Origin of the sequence: Thermocatellispora tengchongensis (assembly GCF_014202315.1) — a bacterium.
GTDB lineage: Bacteria > Actinomycetota > Actinomycetes > Streptosporangiales > Streptosporangiaceae > Thermocatellispora > Thermocatellispora tengchongensis.
Window position 1 is genome coordinate 405,163 of the sequence record NZ_JACHGN010000003.1, and the last position, 17,298, is coordinate 422,460.

Below are 17,298 nucleotides of genomic sequence, written 5' to 3' on the forward strand. Positions count from 1 at the left end.
GGATCAGCGCATGGTGAGGACCGCCGCCCCCCTCACCCGGTCGGCGGCCAGGTCGGACAGGGCGCGGGCGGCCTCCGCGAACGGGTACGGCGTGGTGGTGACCCGCGGCGGGTGGGCGGCGGCCTGGGCGAGGTAGGCGTGCCCGTCGGCGCGGGTGTTGGCGGTGACGCTGCGCAGCGTGCGCTCCTGGAACAGGTGGTCCTGGTAGTTCAGCGCCGGGATGTCGGTGAGGTGGATGCCCGCGACCGCCAGGGTGCCGCCCCGGTCCAGCGCGGCCAGGGCCACCGGCACCAGGTCGCCGACCGGCGCGAACAGGATCGCCGCGTCCAGCGGCTCCGGCGGCGCGTCGTACGACCCGGCGGCCGAGGCGGCGCCCAGCTCCAGCGCCAGCTCCCGCGCCGCGGCCGAGCGGGTGAAGACGTGCACGCTCGCGCCCTGCGCGATGGCCGCCTGGGCGGTCAGGTGGGCCGAGGCCCCGAAGCCGTACACGCCGAGCCGCCCGCCCGGGGGCAGGTCGGCGCGCAGCAGCGCCCGGTATCCGATGATCCCGGCGCACAGCAGCGGCGCCAGGACCTCGGCCGGCCGGTCCTCGGGCAGCGGGTAGACGTACTCGGCCGGGGCGACGGCGTACTCGGCGTAGCCGCCGTCGGCGTCCCAGCCGGTGTAGCGCGACTCGGGACACAGGTTCTCCAGCCCGCGCCTGCAGTAACGGCACCGCCCGCAGGTCGAGCGCAACCAGGCCACGCCGACCCGGGTCCCCGGCGCGACCACCCCGCTGCGGCTCTCGACCACCCGCCCCACGGCCTCGTGCCCCGGAACCGTACGCGGCCGGCGCGGCGCCAGGTCGCCCTCGGCGAGGTGCAGGTCGGTACGGCACACCGCGCACGCCTCCACCTCGATCAGCACCTCCCCGTCGCCCGGAACGGGCACCGGCAACCGAGCGAACTCCACCGGCCCCGGCCCGCCGGACGGGTCACGCGGCATGGGCCCCGGCCGCCCCACCACCCAGGCGTTCATCTCCGCGACGCTCATGCCTCCGAGCAAACCACACACCCGGGGCTATGCAGCCGTACCAAGCGTTTGGTTGGATGTCGGCATGGATCTCCGTGAGATCGCCGACCGGCTGGAGATCGGCGACCTGCTCGCCCGCTACTCCTACGCCATCGACAGCGGCGAGTGGGACCTGCTCGACACCGTGTTCACGCCCGACGCGACCATCGACTACACCTCCGCCGGAGGCGCCAAGGGCACCCGCGCGGAGATGAAGGCGTGGCTGGCGAAGGTACTGCCCGCCTGGCCCGGCCGCCAGCACCTCATCGGCGCGGCCACCGTCACCTTCACCCCCGGCGGCGCCGAGGTCACCGCCCCCTTCACCGACGCGCTCGCGCCCTCCCGCGAGGCACTGGCCGCCACCGCGCCCGGCCTGATCCGCGGCGGAGGCTGGTACCACCACTCCCTGGTCAGAACCCCGGACGGCTGGCGCAGCCGCTCCCTGGTCGAGGAACAGACCTGGCGCACGATGAGCTGATCTCCCCACCGGACCGCCGCCACGGCGACAAGGCCGCCACGCCTTCCCCTGCAGGTCAAAGACGTTGCGATGCCGGCCTTCCGTTCGAGAAGGTACGCGGATGGCGGAGATCCTCTTGTTGCCCGGCGGGGGACGGACATCCGGTGACTGGAAGCTCGTCGGCCCCCTGCTGGAGGCGGCCGGTGTGCGTACGGTCGCGGCCGAACCACCGGAGCTGGGCACCTGGTCCTGGATGCCCCACATGAGGTGGCCCGTCTGATCCTCGGTTCGTTGGATGGTTGATACAAGAAGCAATGGGGGAGCCGGGGCGGAGTCCGGCACTCAGAGAGGCGTCCGAGCGTTGGCGAGGGCCTTTGTCAGGTGGCGGCCTGGGCTAGGCGGCGGGCGGCCAGGGCGGCTAGCAGGGCTGCGCCGTCGGGGATCGCCGCGTCGTCGAAGCGGGCCTCGGGTGAGTGGTTGTACGCGGCCGTGGCCGGGTTCAGGTCGGGTGGGCAGGCGCCCAGGGCCACGAAGGCGCCGGGGACCTCCTCCAGGACGTAGGAGAAGTCTTCGCTGCCCGCGATCGGGCGCGGTGCTACGAAGTAGCGGCCGGTGCCGAACAGGTCCTCGGCCGTCTCGCCCGCGAAGGCCGCCTCGGCGGCGTCGTTGACGGTGAGCGGGTAGCCGATGCCGAAGGCGGTCTCCGCCTCCAGGCCGTGGGCCGCGGCGATGCCCTCCACCAGGCGTACGGCGCGCTCGCGTACGGAGGCCCGGTTGCCCGCGCTGAAGGTGCGGATCGTGACCTCGAAGACCGCCTCGTCGGGGATCACGTTGTCGGCCGTGCCCGCGTGGAACGTGCCCACCGTCACCACCACCGGGTCGAAGGCGTCGAAGCTGCGGGTGACCATGGTCTGCAGCGCCGTGACCATCTCGCACGCCGCCGGGATCGGGTCCAGCGCGAGGTGGGGGCTGGAGCCGTGCCCGCCCCGGCCGCGTACGGTCACGCGCAGCGTGTCGGCCGCAGCCAGTATCGAGCCCGCCCGCGAGGCGAACGCGCCGAGCGGCAGGATCGTGGCCATGGCGTGCAGCGCGTACGCCGCCACCACCCGCTCGCCCGCCGCGTCCAGCACCCCTTCGGCGATCATGTGCTTGGCGCCCTCGTGGCCCTCCTCGCCCGGCTGGAACATGAACACCACGTCGCCGGCCAGTTCCTCCCGCCGGGCGGCCAGCAGGTGCGCGGCCCCGGCCAGCATCGCCACGTGCAGGTCGTGCCCGCAGGCGTGCATCGCGCCCGGCACCCGCGAGCGGTAGGGCAGGTCGTTGCGCTCGCTGACCGGCAGGGCGTCCATGTCGCCCCGCAGCAGCACCGCCGGGCCGGGCCTGCCGCCGCGCAGCACCGCCGTGACCGAGGTGAGCGCCGCGCCGGTGGAGATCTCCAGCGGCAGACCGTCCAGCGCGGCCAGCACCTTCTCCTGCGTGCGCGGCAGGTACAGGCCCACCTCGGGTTCGGCGTGCAGCTCGTGGCGGAGCCGGCACAGCTCCTCGGACAGGTCCTTCGCGGCGGTGAGGTACGACATGTTGTGCATTCTTCACTTCGCACACCTGATCTGGCCACCAGGGCGTTTTGTGTAGGCCCAATAGGATGAGTCCCTTGATGACCAAAGGTGTGCAGGGGAGTACGTTGACCGAACGAAAGCCGATCGTGAGTTGGTTGTCCGACATGGACGGCGTGCTCGTGCAGGAGGGACATCCTGTCCCCGGCGCCCAGGAGTTCATCGCCAAGCTGAAGACGTCGGGCAAGTCGTTCCTGGTGCTGACCAACAACTCGATCTACACCCCGCGCGACCTGGCGGTCCGGCTGCGCGCGGCGGGCCTGGAGGTGCCCGAGGAGTCGATCTACACCTCCGCCATGGCCACCGCTCGCTTCCTCGCCGACCAGCGGCCCGGCGGATCGGCGTACGTGGTCGGGGAGGCCGGGCTGACCACGGCGCTGCACGAGGTCGGCTACGTGCTCACCGACCTCGCCCCCGACTACGTGGTGCTGGGCGAGACCCGCAACTACAGCTTCGAGCAGATCACCCGGGCGATCCGCCTGATCGAGGGTGGCGCCAGGTTCATCGCCACCAACCCCGACGCCGTGGGCCCGTCCAACGAGGGCTCCCTGCCGGCCTGCGGCTCGGTGGCCGCGATGATCACCCGTGCGACCGGCGTGCAGCCGTACTTCGTGGGCAAGCCCAACCCGATGATGATGCGCAGCGCGCTCAACGCCATCGACGCCCACAGCGAGAGCACCGCCATGATCGGCGACCGCATGGACACCGACGTGGTCTCGGGCATGGAGGCGGGCCTGTACACGATCCTGGTGCTCAGCGGCGTCACCGCGAGCACCGAGATCGAGCGCTGGCCCTACCGCCCCTCGCTGGTCGTCGACTCGGTCGCCGATCTGATCCCGCTCGTGGACGCTGATCCGGCGCATACCTGACAGGCCCTGGCAGGAACGCGTGCCATGCTGCGGGTATGGCTCGTGTGTACCTGGAATTCGGGGCGAAGCGCGTCTTCGCCTGCTCGCCCGACTGGCCCGGATGGTCGCGCGTCGCGAAGAACGAGGAGGCCGCGCTCGACGCGCTGATGACCTACGTCCCGCGCTACCGCGTCGTCGCCGAGCGCGCCGGGCTGACGTTCGAACCGGGCGACCCGGAGGTGGTGGAGCGGGTCAAGGGCGGCTCCACCACCGACTTCGGGGCGCCGCAGGCGGTGCCGGAGCTGGCGCTGGAACCGGTCGGGGCCGAGGAGGCCGCCCGGCTGGCGGCGCTGGTCCGGGCCGCGTGGCAGGTGTTCGACGAGGTGCGGGCCGTGTCGCCGGCCGAGCTGCGCAAGGGGCCGCGAGGCGGCGGCCGCGACCGGGACAAGATGGTCGCGCACGTCGTGGAGGCCGAACGCTCCTACGCCCGCCAGATCGGCGTACGGCACCGGCCCTTCGAGGTGGACGACACGGCCGCGCTGGCCGCGCTCCGCGACGACATCGAGGCCGTGCTCGCCCGCCCGTCCGACGGCGGCCCGCTGCGGCCCGGTGGCTGGCCGGCCCGCTACGCCGCCCACCGCATCGCCTGGCACGTCCTGGACCACGTCTGGGAGATGCAGGACCGCAGCACGCCCTGACCCGTCAGGGGATCAGCGCGGGCAGGTCCGTGATCGTGCGGGCGAGGTAGTCGCGCAGCTCGCCGGGGACCAGGTTGATCCCGGCGATCTCCTCGGGTGCGAGGGGCAGCCGCACGACCTCGTACACCCCGCTCGCCGGATCGCGGAACTCCGGCCCGCAGCGCAGCGCGAGGTCCATGGTGAGCAGGCGGCACCCGTACACGTGCTGGACCTTGACGCCGTCACCGCTGGGGTAGGACAGCGTGACCAGCGGCGTCACCCCGCCGACGGTCGCGCCCAGCTCCTCCAGCATCTCGCGGCGCAGCGTGTCCTCCAGCGTGGCGTCCCCGGGCTCGACGTGCCCGCCCGGCGCCGACCAGTACAGGGGACGCCCGGGGACGGTACGCCGGAACAGGATCAGACGGTCATCGTCGAGGATGACGGCACGCACGCTCGGGCCGGGGGCCATGAGGTCATTTTTCACCACCCGCCACCCCGGCCGGCACACGGGTGCGGGCGGCGGGTCAGTCGAGGGCGCGGCGGAGGCGCTTCACGTCGGAGCGGTGCTTCTTGGCCGCCATGCGGCGCTCGACGGCGGCGCGGCTGGGCTTGGTGGGGCGGCGCTGCCGGGGCGGCGGGGCGATGGCCTCGCGCAGGATCGCGGCCAGCCTGGCCGCGGCGGCCTCGCGGTTGCGGAGCTGGGAGCGGTGCTCGGACGCGGCCACGGTCAGCACGCCGCCGGACAGGCGGCCGGCGAGGCGGTCGAGGGCGCGGCGCTTGAGGGCCGGATCGAGGGCGGTGGTGGCGGCCAGGTCGAAGCTGAGCTCCGCCCGGCTGTCGGTGGTGTTGACCCCCTGCCCCCCGGGACCCGAGGAGCGGGAGAAGCGCCAGGCGAGCTCGGCCTCCGGAATGACCACCGAGCCGCTCACGGCAAGCGGACCGGGCATGCGGGCCGACCTCCCTTGGTGATTTCTGGTTCTATGCGGCTTTTTCCAGACTACCTGGGGCGACCCGGCGACGATCAATCCATTTAAGTGACTTGTGGCGGACCGGCGGGTCCGGCATCGTATGCCTGTCGTCGGGGGGTCGCACGGCCAGGAATGTGTGCGCGCGGGTGCGCGTGTGGGAGGTCGGTAGGGTGGCCACGATCGTCGGCGTGCACGGGATCGGCAAGTATCGCTACTACGCCGAGGCGGGCAACTCGGCCGCGGGCGCGGCCGAGAGGATGCGGGCCAAGTGGGACCGCTACCTGCACGCCGGGCTCGGCTCCGCCGCCGCCCGCGACGGGCGGGGCTACATCGCCGAGGTCGCCTACTACGCCCACCACCTGGCCAAGCCCGCCGCCGCGCGGGCCCGCGACCCCGAGCGCATGGACGCCGAGGCCCAGCGGGTGCTGGTGGAGTGGGCGGCCCAGCTCAAGGGGGTCAAGGAGGCGGCCGGCGAGTCGCTGACCGGCGCGCTGCGGTGGGCGACCGAGTGGCTGCTCGAACGGCTGGAGCACCGCGCGGTCGCCTTCGCCACCCTGTTCTGCCCCGAGGTCGCCGCCTACCTGGAGAGCCCGAACGGCCCGGCCCGTACGCGCTCGCGCGAGGTGGTCGCCGAGGTGATCCGGCGCAACCGGCCCCAGGTCGTCATCGCCCACTCGCTGGGCAGCGTCGTGACCTACGAGACCCTGCACGCCAACCCCGACCTGGAGGTCGAACTGCTCATCACGCTGGGCAGCCCGCTCGGCATGCGCAACGTCGTCTTCGAGCGGCTGCTGCCCGCGCCGCTCGGGGGCATGGGCGGCCGGCCGCCCGGCGTCAAGCGGTGGGTCAACATCGCCGACGAGGACGACATCGCCGCGATCCCGCCCTCGCTGCGCTCCTGCTTCACCGGCGTGGACCAGGACACCCTGGTGAACCTGGACTGGATCGACTTCCACACGGTCGAGAAGTACCTCGGCTGCGGCGCCCTGACGCCCCTGTTGACCCCGTATCTGTGACCGCGGTCAGAACCGTCCCGTCGCGCACCCGTGGGCCGATCGTCGCCTGCGGTTAGAGCGGAGTTCAGCGACGGAGGGTAATCCGTGCCCTTGTGCAATAGCTGTTCACTTCTGCTTGAACCGCAGGTCACAGCGGGGACAATCCGCTCGCGTGCACTGGAAGGGTGCAGCGGAACCCGTCACGCAGAGTGTTCCTGTCCGTAGCCGCCGCCGGAGCGGGCGGCCTGTTGCTCCCGGGGGCCGCCACGGCCTCCACCCGTACCTCCCGGGCCCTGGCCGGCGACCCGTTCACGCTCGGCGTGGCGTCGGGCGATCCGGCCGCCGACGGCTTCGTCCTGTGGACCCGCCTGGCCCTCGACCCCCTCGGCGGCAACGGGCGCGGCGGCATGCCCGCCCGCGACATCGAGGTGGACTGGCAGGTCGCCACGGACGAGCGGTTCTCCGACGTCGTACGCCGCGGCACCGAGACCGCCCGGTGGAAGGACGCGCACAGCGTCCACGTGGAGCTGAAGGGGCTCGACCCCGGCCGGGAGTACTTCTACCGCTTCCGGGCCGAGGGCCACCTGTCGCCGGAAGGCCGCACCAGGACGGCCCCCGACACCATGGCCCCGCTCACCTTCGCCATCGCCGCCTGCGCGCACTACGAGCACGGCTACTACACCGCCTACCGCCGCCTGGCCGAGCAGGAGCCGGACCTCATCGTGCACCTGGGCGACTACATGTACGAGTACGCCCCCGACGGCTACACCTCGCTCGCCGGCGCCGTACGCCGCCACACGCCCGGCAAGTGCGAGACGCTGGCCGACTACCGGCTGCGGCACGCCCAGTACAAGAGCGACCCCGACCTCCAGCTCGCGCACGCGACCGCGCCCTGGCTGGTCTCCTTCGACGACCACGAGATCGAGAACAACTGGGCGGGCGACATCTCCTCCACCGGCGCGCCCGCCTTCGCCCGCCGCAAGGCCAACGCCTTCCGCGCGTACTACGAGAACATGCCGCTGCGGCGTGCCAGCGTGCCGCGCGGGGCCGCGATCCGGGTGCACCGGCGGGTCGAGTGGGGGCCGCTGGCCTCCTTCCACCTGCTCGACACCCGTCAGTTCCGCGACGACCAGGCGTGCGAGGACGGCCTGCGCGCCGGCTGCGGCGAGCGGATGTCGGAGGACCGCACCCTGCTCGGCGCCGACCAGCGCTCCTGGCTGCTGGACGGCCTGCGGGCCTCGCGCGCCCGCTGGAACCTGATCGGCCAGCAGATCCTCATGGCCCAGCGCGACTGGAAGACCGGCCCCGGCCACGAGGTCAACCTGGACTCCTGGGACGGCTACTCCGCCGAGCGCACCCGCCTGCTGACCGGCGTGCGCGACTCGGGCGCGGCCAACCCGGTCGTGCTCACCGGCGACGCCCACATGCACCACGCCGCGGACCTCAAGCTGGACTTCGACGACCCCGACAGCCCGCACGTGGCGGTGGAGCTGGTCACCTCCTCCATCGCCAGCGACGGCGACGGCTACCGCGACCAGACCATGGTCGCCGACATGGTCGCGGAGAACCCGCACATCGCCTACATCGACCAGCGCCGCGGCTACATCAACTGCCGGCTCACCGCCGACGAGCTGCACGCCGACTTCCGCACCCTGGACTACATCTCCAGGAAGGGCGCCCCGGCGAAGTCGTCGGCCACGTTCACCGTCCCCAACGGCCACCCGGCGCTGACCTCCGTGTGACCCGGGCGGGCGGGGCCGGCCGGCTCGGCGGCCCGCCCGTGCGGATGCGCTCCTCCTCGGCAGCGGTCTCGCTCGCCCGCGCGGCGGTCCGCCGCACGCCCCGCACCAGCAGGCCCAGCGCGAGCTGGAAGCCGTAGACGGACACCGCGGACACCGCCATCGCGGCGGCCCGCTCCAGGTCCGGCACGCCGGACACCACCGCGCGTACGACGGCGAGCGCGAGTCCGGCGGACAGGAACCCGGCCAGGAAGCCGAGAGGCAGGTCGAACAGCAGCAGCACGCCGTACCAGCCGATCAGGCCGAAGTACCAGTGGGCCGGGTCGAGGTGGTCGCCCGGCGGAGCGGCGGCGGACGCCGCCGGCGCGGCGAGCGCCACCAGGACCACGCCGGACCAGCGGGCGGCGGCGGGGAGCCACCGGTCCGGGCCGGTCCCGGTGACCCGGCCCGTCAGGGGGCGAGCGTGTAGCCGTACAGGGAGGCGGCGGGGCCGGCGGGGAGGGCCGTGGTGCGGGCGGCGCGCACGCCCGGGTACGCGCCCGTCGTCTTGGACTTCAGCCCGCCCTTGACCAGGGTGAGGCGGCCGGAGCGGGGGGCCGCGACGACCAGGTCGTGCGCGCGGCCGGCGGCGTCCACCATGGCCAGGGACGCGCCGAAGTCGCCCTCGCCGCCGGTGATCAGGACGTTGTTGATCCGGGTCAGGCCGCCCGCGCGGGTGCCCGCGAGCACCTGCACCGCGTTCTCGCCGGGGACGCCGATCGCCAGCTCCGCGTCCCCGTCGCCGTTGAGGTCCGCGGCGGCCAGGGCCGCGCCGAAGCGGTCGAAGTAGCGCGGCTCGCCCTTGAGCGAGCGCTGCGACCACGACTCGGCCGTGGCGGTGCGCAGCCCGCCCGCCGCGCCGTAGATGACGTGCACGGTGCCGTCGCCGTAGTCCATCGCGCGCTGCTTGGGGGTCAGGCCCTCGCCGGGCACCCCGATCGCCAGGTCGTCGCGGCCGTCGGCGTTGAAGTCGGCGGCGGCCAGGGCCGCGCCCATGTTGTCCCACTTCTCCGCCACCCCGGCCACCCACGGGCTGTCCTGCGTGAGCAGCGTCGCCCGGCGCCGGCGTACGTCGATCACGGTGGCCGAGCCCTGGCCGTCCTTCAGGACCGTGTCGCCCGGGGCGCCCGCCGCCAGCTCGTCGTCTCCGTCGCCGTCGAAGTCGCCGGTCGCCAGCGCGGCGCCGAACTGGTCGGTCGGCGCGGCGTCCTGGTCCACCCAGCGCGTGTCCTGCGAGATCAGGTACGGCTTGCGCCCCCGGAACCCGTGCACGCCCACCGCGCCGCCCCCGCCCAGGCCCGGCGCGCCGATCGCCAGCTCGTCGTCTCCGTCGCCGTCGAAGTCGCCGGCCGCCAGCGCCGCGCCGAAGCGGGCCCCCTCGCCGTCCTCGTCCCGGCCGCGGGCGCCGAAGTCGCGGGCGCGCAGCGTCTCCACCGGGCGCAGCCCCGACGCCGAGCCGCGGAACAGGTGCACCACGCCCTCGCCGTCGGCGTTCGCGGGACGCTCGCCCGCCGACTCCTCCGACGCGCCCACGGCCAGGTCGGCGCAGCCGTCGCCGTCGAAGTCGCCGGTCGCCACCGCCGCGCCGAACGCGTCGCCCGTCTCCGCCTCGCCGCCCACCCCGGCGGTGTTCTGGGTGAGCGTGCGCGGGGTGCGCATGCCGTACAGGATGCGCACCGAGCCGGCGCGCGCCAGGCCCGCCACCGTCGCGTACGGGGCGGCGACCACCAGGTCGGTACGGCCGTCGCCGTCGAAGTCGGAGGGGGTCGTGCTCGCGCAGGCGGCGGTGGCCGCCTGGGCGGGCGCGGGGAGGGTGAGGGCGGAGATCACGGCGACGGCCAGCAGAGCGGCCCGCGGGAGGCTCATACTCGGATGGTGTCCCGGAAAACGGACACCCGCCTCACAAAAACATGAAATCACCGTGACCGGCGCGAGACCTTCCAGGGTGCGCCGCGTACCGACCTTGGTACGTGTCACGATATGACGGTGACGACAGCGGTTGCCCCCGACATCGACCTCGCCGACCTCTCCTTCTGGCGGCGTCCGCCGCGCGAGCGGCACGAGGCGTTCGCCCGGCTCCGGCAGCTTGAGCACCCGGTGTTCTTCGAAGAGCGCCGCGTTCCGCTGCTCCGATCGGGCCGCGGCTTCTACGCGCTGGTACGCCACAGCGACGTGGTGGAGGCCAGCCGCAACGCCAAGGTCTTCTCCAGCGAGCCCGCCGTGACCAGCCCGGAGCCCCCGGGCTGGGTCAAGCACGTCTTCGGCGAGTCGATGGTCAACATGGACGACCCGCGCCACGCCCGGCTGCGCCGCATCGTCTCGCGCGCCTTCAGCCCCAAGATGCTCGCCAACCTCCAGGGCGACATCGAGAAGGCCGCCACCCGCATCGTGGACGACGTGATCGCGGAGGGCCCGCGCGACTTCGTCACGCAGGTCGCCGCCCGGCTCCCCATCCACGTCATCTGCGACATGATGGGCATCCCCGACGACATGCGGGCCAAGGTGCACGAGCACGTCGATGTGTCCACCGCCTACACCGGCGTGCGGCCCAGCCTGGCCCGCTCCGTCCGCATGGCGGGGCAGAACATGCTGGCCCTGGCCGCGCTCCAGCGCATGGTGATCAAGCTGGGCCGCGAGCGCTCCGAGTCGCCCCAGGGCGACCTGGTCTCCGCGCTGGTCACCGCCAACGTGGACGGCGAGAGGCTGACCTGGCGCGAGCTGGGCTCGTTCTTCGCGCTGCTGCTGGTCGCCGGCAACGAGACCGCCCGCAACACCATGGCCCACGGCGTCAAGCTGCTCACCGACAACCCCGAGCAGCGCGAGCTGCTGCTGTCCGACTTCGACGCGCACATCGGCGGTGCGATCGAGGAGATGGTGCGCTACGTCTCACCGATCATGCAGTTCCGCCGCACCGTCACCGAGGACTACGACCTGCGCGGCCTGCACCTGAAGCCGGGCGACAAGGTCGTGCTGTTCTACGGCTCGGCCAACCGCGACGAGACCGTCTTCCCCGACCCCGACCGGTTCGACATCACCCGTACCGAGGTCAAGCAGCACGTCGGCTTCGGCGGGCCCGGCCCGCACTTCTGCCTGGGCGCCAACCTGGCCCGTCAGGAGATCCGCACGATGTACCGCGAGCTGTTCACCCGGCTCCCCGGGCTGCGTGCCCAGGGCGAGCCGGAGCTGCTGCTGTCCAACTTCGACAACAGCGTCCGCTCGCAGGGGTTCACCTTCTGACGTCGCCCGCCCCGTCGCGGCCGGTTTCGAGCGGCGGGGCGCCGACGGCGCAGTGCGTACGGCACTCGGGCCGCGGCGCCTCGGGTTCGGCGAGCACGTTGCGCCGGATCGTGACGAACGCGACCAGCGCGGCCAGCGCCAGCATGGCCGCGCTGACCAGCATCGAGATCCGGAACCCCGCGGTGAAGCCGGCCGGCGAGGTGTACGCCGCGCCGGTCAGCCCGGCCAGCGGCGGGATCGCGGCCACCGCGAGCAGCCCGCCGGTGCGGGCCACGGCGTTGTTCACCCCGCTCGCCACCCCGGCGTAGCGCTCCTCGGCGGTGGCCAGCACGGTCGCGGTCAGCGGCGCGACCGCGGCCGACAGGCCCAGCCCGAACAGCGTGACCGCGGGCAGCACGTCCACCAGGTACATCGCCCCGGGCCCCACCCGGCTCAGCAGCAGCATGCCGGCGGCGGTGGCCAGGATGCCCAGCGTCATCGGCAGCCGGGGCCCGATCCGCCGGGCCAGCTCGCCCGCCCGCGCCGACAGCAGCAGCATCAGCAGCGTGACCGGCAGCATCGCGCTGCCCGCCGCGACGGCGGAGAACCCGGCCGAGACCTGGAGCTGCACCACCAGCAGGAAGAACACCACGCCCATCGCCGCGTACATGATCAGGGTCACCACGTTGATCGCGGTGAACTCGCGGGAGCGGAACACCCCGACCGGCACCAGCGCCTGCGGCGAACGCCTGATCTCCAGCCAGGCGAACGCCGCGCCCAGCGCCGCCCCGGCCAGCAGCGGCAGCGGCGCGATGTCGATCAGCCCGTACGTCAGCGCGGCCAGGGCGAGCGCGGCCAGCGCCGCGCCGAGCACGTCGAAGCGGCCCGCGGCCTCGGTGTCGCGGGTCTCGGGCACGTGCGGGATCGCCACCGCCAGCACGAGCGCCGCCAGCGGCAGGTTCAGCAGGAACACCCACCGCCAGCCCACCGACTCCACCAGCCCGCCGCCGACCAGCGGCCCGACCGCCCCGGCCACCCCGCCGAGCCCGGACCACGCGCCCACCGCGCGCGGCCGGTCCTCCCGGACGAACGACGCCTGGATGATCGCCAGCGAGCCCGGCGTCAGCAGCGCGCCGCCCACGCCCTGCAACGCGCGGGCCGCCACCAGCGTCTGGATGTCGGGGGCCAGGCCGCACATCGCCGAGGCCACCGCGAACCAGATCACCCCGATGAGGAAGATCCGGCGCCGGCCGTAGCGGTCGCCCAGCGAGCCCCCGAGCAGGATCAGCCCGGCGAGCGTGAGGGTGTAGGCGTTGACCGTCCACTGCAGGCCCGACATCCCGGCGCCCAGGCTCTCGCCGAGAGCGGGCAGCGCCACGTTCACCACGGTGGCGTCGAGCATGGCCATGCCCGAGGCCAGCACGGTGGTCAGCAGGACCCAGCGCCCGGTCGCGGTGCCGAACCGCACGTGCCCGTCGCCCGGCGGCGTCTGCCCGGGACCGATCGAAGCGCTCACCCGCCCATCATGCCAACCGATCCCGCGGAACTGTCGCCCGCCTCTGGTAGTAATACACCCGTCCTGTCCCCGCAGTCCCAGCCACCCCGGAGCCCACATGGACCACGACGCCGAGTCCCGGAGCCTGTACGCGGCGACCTACCTCGGCCTGCCGACCGCGACCCTGCCCGAGGGCGGCGAGCAGGGCGCGCGCCTCCCCGCGGCGGGCGAGGCCGTGTGGGTGCTGCGCGGCGGCGGCGGGTACGCCGACCCCGATCCGACCTTCGCCGACCACTTCGCCCGGTTCCTCGACACCGTCGATCCGGCCGAGGTCAGGGCGATCATCGTCGAAAGCTGGGAGGAGCCCTACTCCATCTCGGCGGACGTGCCGGTCGGCCTGCTCGCCGAGAACGCCGGCCGCCTCCCCGCGCTGCGCTCGATCTTCCTGGGCGACATGGAGTCCGAGGTGTGCGAGATCTCCTGGATCAAGCAGGCCGACGTGACCCCGCTGCTGGAGGCGTACCCGAAGCTGGAGCGCCTGGAGGTGCGCGGCAGCGACGGCCTCGCGCTGCGCCCGGTGCGGCACGAGGCGCTGAAGATGCTCCGCTTCGAGTCCGGCGGCCTGCCCGGCGCGGTCGTGCGCGCGCTCGGCGAGTGCGACCTGCCCGCGCTGGAGCACCTGGAACTGTGGCTCGGCGAGGAGAGCTACGGCTGGGACGGCACCCTCGCCGACCTGGAGGGCATCCTGTCCGGCGCCCGCCTGCCCGCGCTGCGCCACCTCGGCCTTCAGGACAGCGAGATCCAGGACGAGATCGCCGCCGCGGTCGCCGCGGCCCCGATCGTGGCCCGGCTGGAGTCGCTGAGCCTGTCCATGGGCGTGCTCGGCGACGAGGGCGCCGAGGCCCTGCTGTCCGGCCAGCCCCTCACCCACCTGCGCAGCCTCGACCTGTCTCACCACTACATGAGCGACGACATGATGAAACGCCTGCGCGCGGCCCTGCCGGGCGTGGAGCTCGACCTGTCCGAGCAGGAGGCCCCCGACGATGAGGACGGCTGGCGCTACATAGCGGTCGGCGAGTGACCCACCGATGCCCCGCGTCGGCCCGCATCCCGTACGCGTGGCCTGTACACCGTCCGGGGCCGGGAGTCGACGCACGTGAGAGGGCGGGTGAGCGGTGTGCGTGGCCTGTACGCCGTCCGGGGCCGGGAGCTGACGTATGCGTGACATGAACGCCGTCGTCGGCACGCACGATCTGCTGCTGGTGACGTTGGACACCCTCCGGTACGACGTGGCGGCCGAGCTGGTGGCGGCCGGGCGGCTGCCCGTGCTGGGCGGGGTGCTGCCGGGCGGGCGCTGGGAGCGGCGGCACGCGCCGGGGAACTTCACGTACGCGGCGCACGCGGCGATCCTGGCCGGGTTCCTGCCCACGCCGGTGGCGCCGGGGCCGCACCCTCGGCCGTTCGCGGCCCGGTTTCCGGGGAGCGAGACGACGGCGGAGGGGACGTGGGTGTTCGAGGGGCCGGACCTGCCGGCCGGGCTGCGTGCCGCCGGATATTTCACGATATGCATTGGCGGCGTGGGGTTCTTCAACAAACTGACCCCGCTGGGGTCGGTCCTGCCCGCCCTGTTCGACGACAGCCGCTGGGAGCCGGGCTTCGGCGTCACCGCGCCCGACTCCTTCGAGCGGCAGATCGAGGCCGCCGCGCAGGCCGTGGCCGCGGCGCGGGCGGCGCGCGGCGGCGGGCCGGTGTTCCTGTTCGTCAACGTGTCCGCGCTGCACCAGCCCAACTGGCACCACCTGCCGGGCGCGACCCGCGAGGACGGCGACACCCGGGCCAGCCACGCCGCCGCGCTCGAATACGTGGACCGGCACATCGGCCGGCTGTTCGCGCTGGTCACGCGGGAGCGCCCGGCGTACGCGATCGTCTGTTCCGACCACGGCACCGCCTACGGCGAGGGCGGCTACACCGGCCACCGCGTCGGCCACGAGGTGGTCTGGACCGTGCCCTACGGCGAGTTCGAGCTGCGACAGGGGGAGTATTGACCACGGCGGTTGCGATCGGCGGCCCGTACGAGAGCTACGTCTACGCCTACCCGCACAAGACGGCGTACCGGCGGCTCGACCCCAGGCCCGCGCTGGCCGAGGCGTGGGCGGGGGAGCGGCGCGACAGCCTGTTCCTGTACCTGCACATCCCGTTCTGCGAGATGCGCTGCGGGTTCTGCAACCTGTTCACCCGCACCGGCGCGCCGGAGGAACTCGTCGGGGCCTACCTGGACGCGCTGGAGTCGCAGGCGGCGGTCGCAGGCGACGTGCTCGGCCCCGGCGCGCGCTACGCGAGCGGCGCGATCGGCGGCGGAACGCCCACCTACCTCACCGCCGCCGAGCTGACCCGCCTGTTCGACCTGGCCGAACGGATCACGGGCGGGAGCCCCATGCCGCTGTCGGTGGAGACCTCGCCCGCCACCGCGACCCCCGACCGGCTCGCCGTGCTGGCCGAGCGCGGCACGACCCGGGTCTCCATCGGCGTGCAGAGCTTCGTGGACGCCGAGGCCCGCGCCGCCGTGCGCCCGCAGCGCCGCGAGGAGGTGGAACGGGCGCTCGGCGCCATCCGCGCCGCCGGGTTCCCGGTGCTCAACATCGACCTCATCTACGGCATCGACGGCCAGACCGAGCGCACCTGGCGGCACTCGCTGGACGCCGCTCTGGCCTGGCGCCCCGAGGAGATCTACCTCTACCCCCTGTACGTCCGCCCGCTGACCGGCCTGGCCCGCCGCGGCGCCCGCGACCCCGAATGGGACTCCGCCCGCCTCACGCTGTACCGCGCCGGCCGCGACCACCTCCTGGCCGCCGGCTACGAGCAGGTGTCCATGCGCATGTTCCGCCTGCCCGGCACGGACGGCGGCACCGCGTACGACTGCCAGCGCGACGGCATGGTCGGCCTGGGCTGCGGCGCCCGCTCCTACACCACCGCGCTGCACTACTCCTACGACTACGCCGTGGGCGCGAGCCACGTGCGCGCGATCATCGACCGGTACGTCCGCCTGTCGCCCGCCGACTTCGCCGTCGCCCACCACGGCTACCGGCTCGACGAGGAGGACCGGCGGCGCAGGCACCTGATCCAGTCGCTGCTGCAGGCGCAGGGCCTGGACGCGGCGGCGTACCAGGCCAGGTTCGGCGCCGATCCCCGCGACGACTTCGCCGCGGAGTTCGCGGCCCTGGCCGAGCGCGGCTGGCTCGCCGACGGCGGGCTCGCGCTCACCCCCGAGGGCCTGGCCCACTCCGACGCCGTCGGGCCGGCCCTGTTCTCCGCGCGGGCCCGCGCCCTGATGGCGGAGTACGACGCCCGGTGAGCGACGGCCACCTGACGATCCTTTATCGCGGCCCCCTGGCGAGCTGCGACTACGACTGCGCCTACTGCCCCTTCGCCAAGCGCCGCGACGACCCGGCCCGGCTGCGCGAGGACCGGGCGGCGCTGGAGCGCTTCACCGAGTGGGTGGCCGCGCAGGACCACCCGGTGTCGGTGCTGTTCACGCCGTGGGGTGAGGGGCTGGTGCGCTCGTGGTACCGGCGGGCCCTGGTGCGGCTCAGCCATCTGCCGAACGTCCGCCGGGCGGCGATCCAGACGAACCTGAGCGGCCGCACCGAGTGGACCGCCGAGGCCGATCTCGCCACGCTCGCCCTGTGGGCGACCTACCACCCCAGTCAGGTGACCCATGACCGCTTCCTCGGCAAGTGCCGCGACCTGGCGGAGCGCGGGGTGCGTTTCAGCGTGGGCGTCGTCGGCCTGCCCGAGCACCTGGCCCCGGCCCGCGCCCTGCGCGCCGGCCTGCCGCCCGAGGTGTACCTGTGGGTCAACGCCGCCGAAGGTCGCAGCTACACCGACGACGAGGCCGCCGAGTGGACCGCGATCGACCCCCTGTTCGGCTACAGCCGCCACCCGCACCCCAGTGCCGGACGCCCCTGCCGCACCGGCGAGAGCGTGATCTCGGTCGCCGGCGACGGCACCGTGCGCCGCTGCCACTTCGTCCCCGGGGTGCTGGGCAACCTCTACGACGGCACCTTCCGGGCCGCCCTGCGCCCCCGCCCCTGCCCGGCCGCGGCCTGCGACTGCCACATCGGCTACGTCCACCTGGAGTCGCTGCCGCTCTACGACGTCTTCGCGGGCGGGATCCTGGAGCGCATCCCGCACGGGTGGTGAC

General features: G+C 73.6%; 18 protein-coding genes. 11 read left to right on the forward strand and 7 right to left on the reverse strand.

All coding sequences use genetic code 11. The features are described 5' to 3' along the window. Nucleotides 1-3: 3 nt before the first annotated feature. A complete protein-coding gene (locus HNP84_RS08195) occupies nucleotides 4-1,032 on the reverse strand; it encodes a zinc-dependent alcohol dehydrogenase family protein (protein ID WP_376771840.1) in 1,029 nt (342 codons plus the stop codon). Nucleotides 1,033-1,096: 64 nt separating this feature from the next. On the opposite strand from HNP84_RS08195, the gene HNP84_RS08200 reads away from it, so the two are divergent. After that, nucleotides 1,097-1,528 carry a nuclear transport factor 2 family protein gene (locus HNP84_RS08200; RefSeq protein WP_185048767.1) on the forward strand — a complete coding sequence of 144 codons (432 nt, stop codon included), beginning with the start codon at nucleotides 1,097-1,099 and terminating at the stop codon, nucleotides 1,526-1,528. A 100-nt stretch (nucleotides 1,529-1,628) separates the two neighbouring features. Further along, nucleotides 1,629-1,787: a hypothetical protein gene (locus tag HNP84_RS08205; protein WP_185048768.1), complete on the forward strand. Its 159-nt coding sequence runs from the start codon at nucleotides 1,629-1,631 to the stop codon at nucleotides 1,785-1,787. Between the two features lie 97 nt (nucleotides 1,788-1,884). Here HNP84_RS08205 and HNP84_RS08210 read toward each other — a convergent pair whose 3' ends face one another. Beyond that, entirely contained in the window at nucleotides 1,885-3,084 is a 1,200-nt protein-coding gene (locus HNP84_RS08210) for a M20 metallopeptidase family protein (protein WP_185048769.1), read from the reverse strand. A gap of 143 nt (nucleotides 3,085-3,227) precedes the next feature. On the opposite strand from HNP84_RS08210, the gene HNP84_RS08215 reads away from it, so the two are divergent. Next, nucleotides 3,228-3,989: an HAD-IIA family hydrolase gene (locus HNP84_RS08215; RefSeq protein ID WP_246517976.1), complete on the forward strand. Its 762-nt coding sequence runs from the start codon at nucleotides 3,228-3,230 to the stop codon at nucleotides 3,987-3,989. 35 nt (nucleotides 3,990-4,024) lie between these two features. Continuing rightward, nucleotides 4,025-4,666, forward strand: a complete 642-nt coding sequence (locus HNP84_RS08220) for a hypothetical protein (RefSeq protein ID WP_185048771.1) — start codon at nucleotides 4,025-4,027, stop codon at nucleotides 4,664-4,666. Nucleotides 4,667-4,670: 4 nt separating this feature from the next. Here HNP84_RS08220 and HNP84_RS08225 read toward each other — a convergent pair whose 3' ends face one another. Next, complete coding sequence (locus tag HNP84_RS08225) at nucleotides 4,671-5,114, reverse strand: NUDIX hydrolase (protein ID WP_185049025.1); 444 nt, start codon at nucleotides 5,112-5,114, stop codon at nucleotides 4,671-4,673. Between the two features lie 55 nt (nucleotides 5,115-5,169). Next, entirely contained in the window at nucleotides 5,170-5,592 is a 423-nt protein-coding gene (arfB, locus tag HNP84_RS08230) for an alternative ribosome rescue aminoacyl-tRNA hydrolase ArfB (RefSeq protein ID WP_185048772.1), read from the reverse strand. A gap of 191 nt (nucleotides 5,593-5,783) precedes the next feature. On the opposite strand from arfB, the gene HNP84_RS08235 reads away from it, so the two are divergent. Together HNP84_RS08235 and HNP84_RS08240 are read left to right on the forward strand one after the other, a co-directional pair. Continuing rightward, nucleotides 5,784-6,629: a hypothetical protein gene (locus HNP84_RS08235; RefSeq protein ID WP_185048773.1), complete on the forward strand. Its 846-nt coding sequence runs from the start codon at nucleotides 5,784-5,786 to the stop codon at nucleotides 6,627-6,629. 188 nt (nucleotides 6,630-6,817) lie between these two features. Continuing rightward, on the forward strand, nucleotides 6,818-8,350 hold the full coding sequence (locus HNP84_RS08240; RefSeq protein WP_312924117.1) for an alkaline phosphatase D family protein: 1,533 nt from the start codon (nucleotides 6,818-6,820) through the stop codon (nucleotides 8,348-8,350). Here HNP84_RS08240 and HNP84_RS08245 read toward each other — a convergent pair. Further along, entirely contained in the window at nucleotides 8,310-8,735 is a 426-nt protein-coding gene (locus HNP84_RS08245) for a hypothetical protein (RefSeq protein WP_185048775.1), read from the reverse strand. The genes HNP84_RS08240 and HNP84_RS08245 overlap by 41 nt on opposite strands. A 62-nt stretch (nucleotides 8,736-8,797) precedes the next feature. After that, nucleotides 8,798-10,252: an FG-GAP-like repeat-containing protein gene (locus HNP84_RS08250; RefSeq protein WP_185048776.1), complete on the reverse strand. Its 1,455-nt coding sequence runs from the start codon at nucleotides 10,250-10,252 to the stop codon at nucleotides 8,798-8,800. A gap of 114 nt (nucleotides 10,253-10,366) precedes the next feature. Between HNP84_RS08250 and HNP84_RS08255 the strand changes: the two genes are divergently transcribed. Further along, nucleotides 10,367-11,623 carry a cytochrome P450 gene (locus HNP84_RS08255; protein ID WP_185048777.1) on the forward strand — a complete coding sequence of 419 codons (1,257 nt, stop codon included), beginning with the start codon at nucleotides 10,367-10,369 and terminating at the stop codon, nucleotides 11,621-11,623. Here HNP84_RS08255 and HNP84_RS08260 read toward each other — a convergent pair. Beyond that, a complete protein-coding gene (locus tag HNP84_RS08260; protein ID WP_312924118.1) occupies nucleotides 11,613-13,118 on the reverse strand; it encodes an MFS transporter in 1,506 nt (501 codons plus the stop codon). The two genes, HNP84_RS08255 and HNP84_RS08260, sit on opposite strands and share 11 nt — an antisense overlap. Nucleotides 13,119-13,215: 97 nt before the next feature. On the opposite strand from HNP84_RS08260, the gene HNP84_RS08265 reads away from it, so the two are divergent. From HNP84_RS08265 to HNP84_RS08280, 4 genes are all read left to right on the forward strand, one after another. Beyond that, the gene (locus tag HNP84_RS08265; RefSeq protein ID WP_185048779.1) at nucleotides 13,216-14,178 is read left to right on the forward strand and encodes an STM4015 family protein; all 963 of its coding nucleotides are present in this window, start codon (nucleotides 13,216-13,218) and stop codon (nucleotides 14,176-14,178) included. Between the two features lie 136 nt (nucleotides 14,179-14,314). Further along, nucleotides 14,315-15,142: an STM4013/SEN3800 family hydrolase gene (locus tag HNP84_RS08270; RefSeq protein ID WP_376771841.1), complete on the forward strand. Its 828-nt coding sequence runs from the start codon at nucleotides 14,315-14,317 to the stop codon at nucleotides 15,140-15,142. After that, on the forward strand, nucleotides 15,139-16,449 hold the full coding sequence (locus tag HNP84_RS08275) for an STM4012 family radical SAM protein (RefSeq protein WP_185048780.1): 1,311 nt from the start codon (nucleotides 15,139-15,141) through the stop codon (nucleotides 16,447-16,449). Before HNP84_RS08270 ends, HNP84_RS08275 begins: the two co-directional genes overlap by 4 nt. Continuing rightward, nucleotides 16,446-17,297, forward strand: a complete 852-nt coding sequence (locus HNP84_RS08280) for an STM4011 family radical SAM protein (RefSeq protein ID WP_185048781.1) — start codon at nucleotides 16,446-16,448, stop codon at nucleotides 17,295-17,297. Before HNP84_RS08275 ends, HNP84_RS08280 begins: the two co-directional genes overlap by 4 nt. Nucleotide 17,298: the final 1 nt, after the last annotated feature.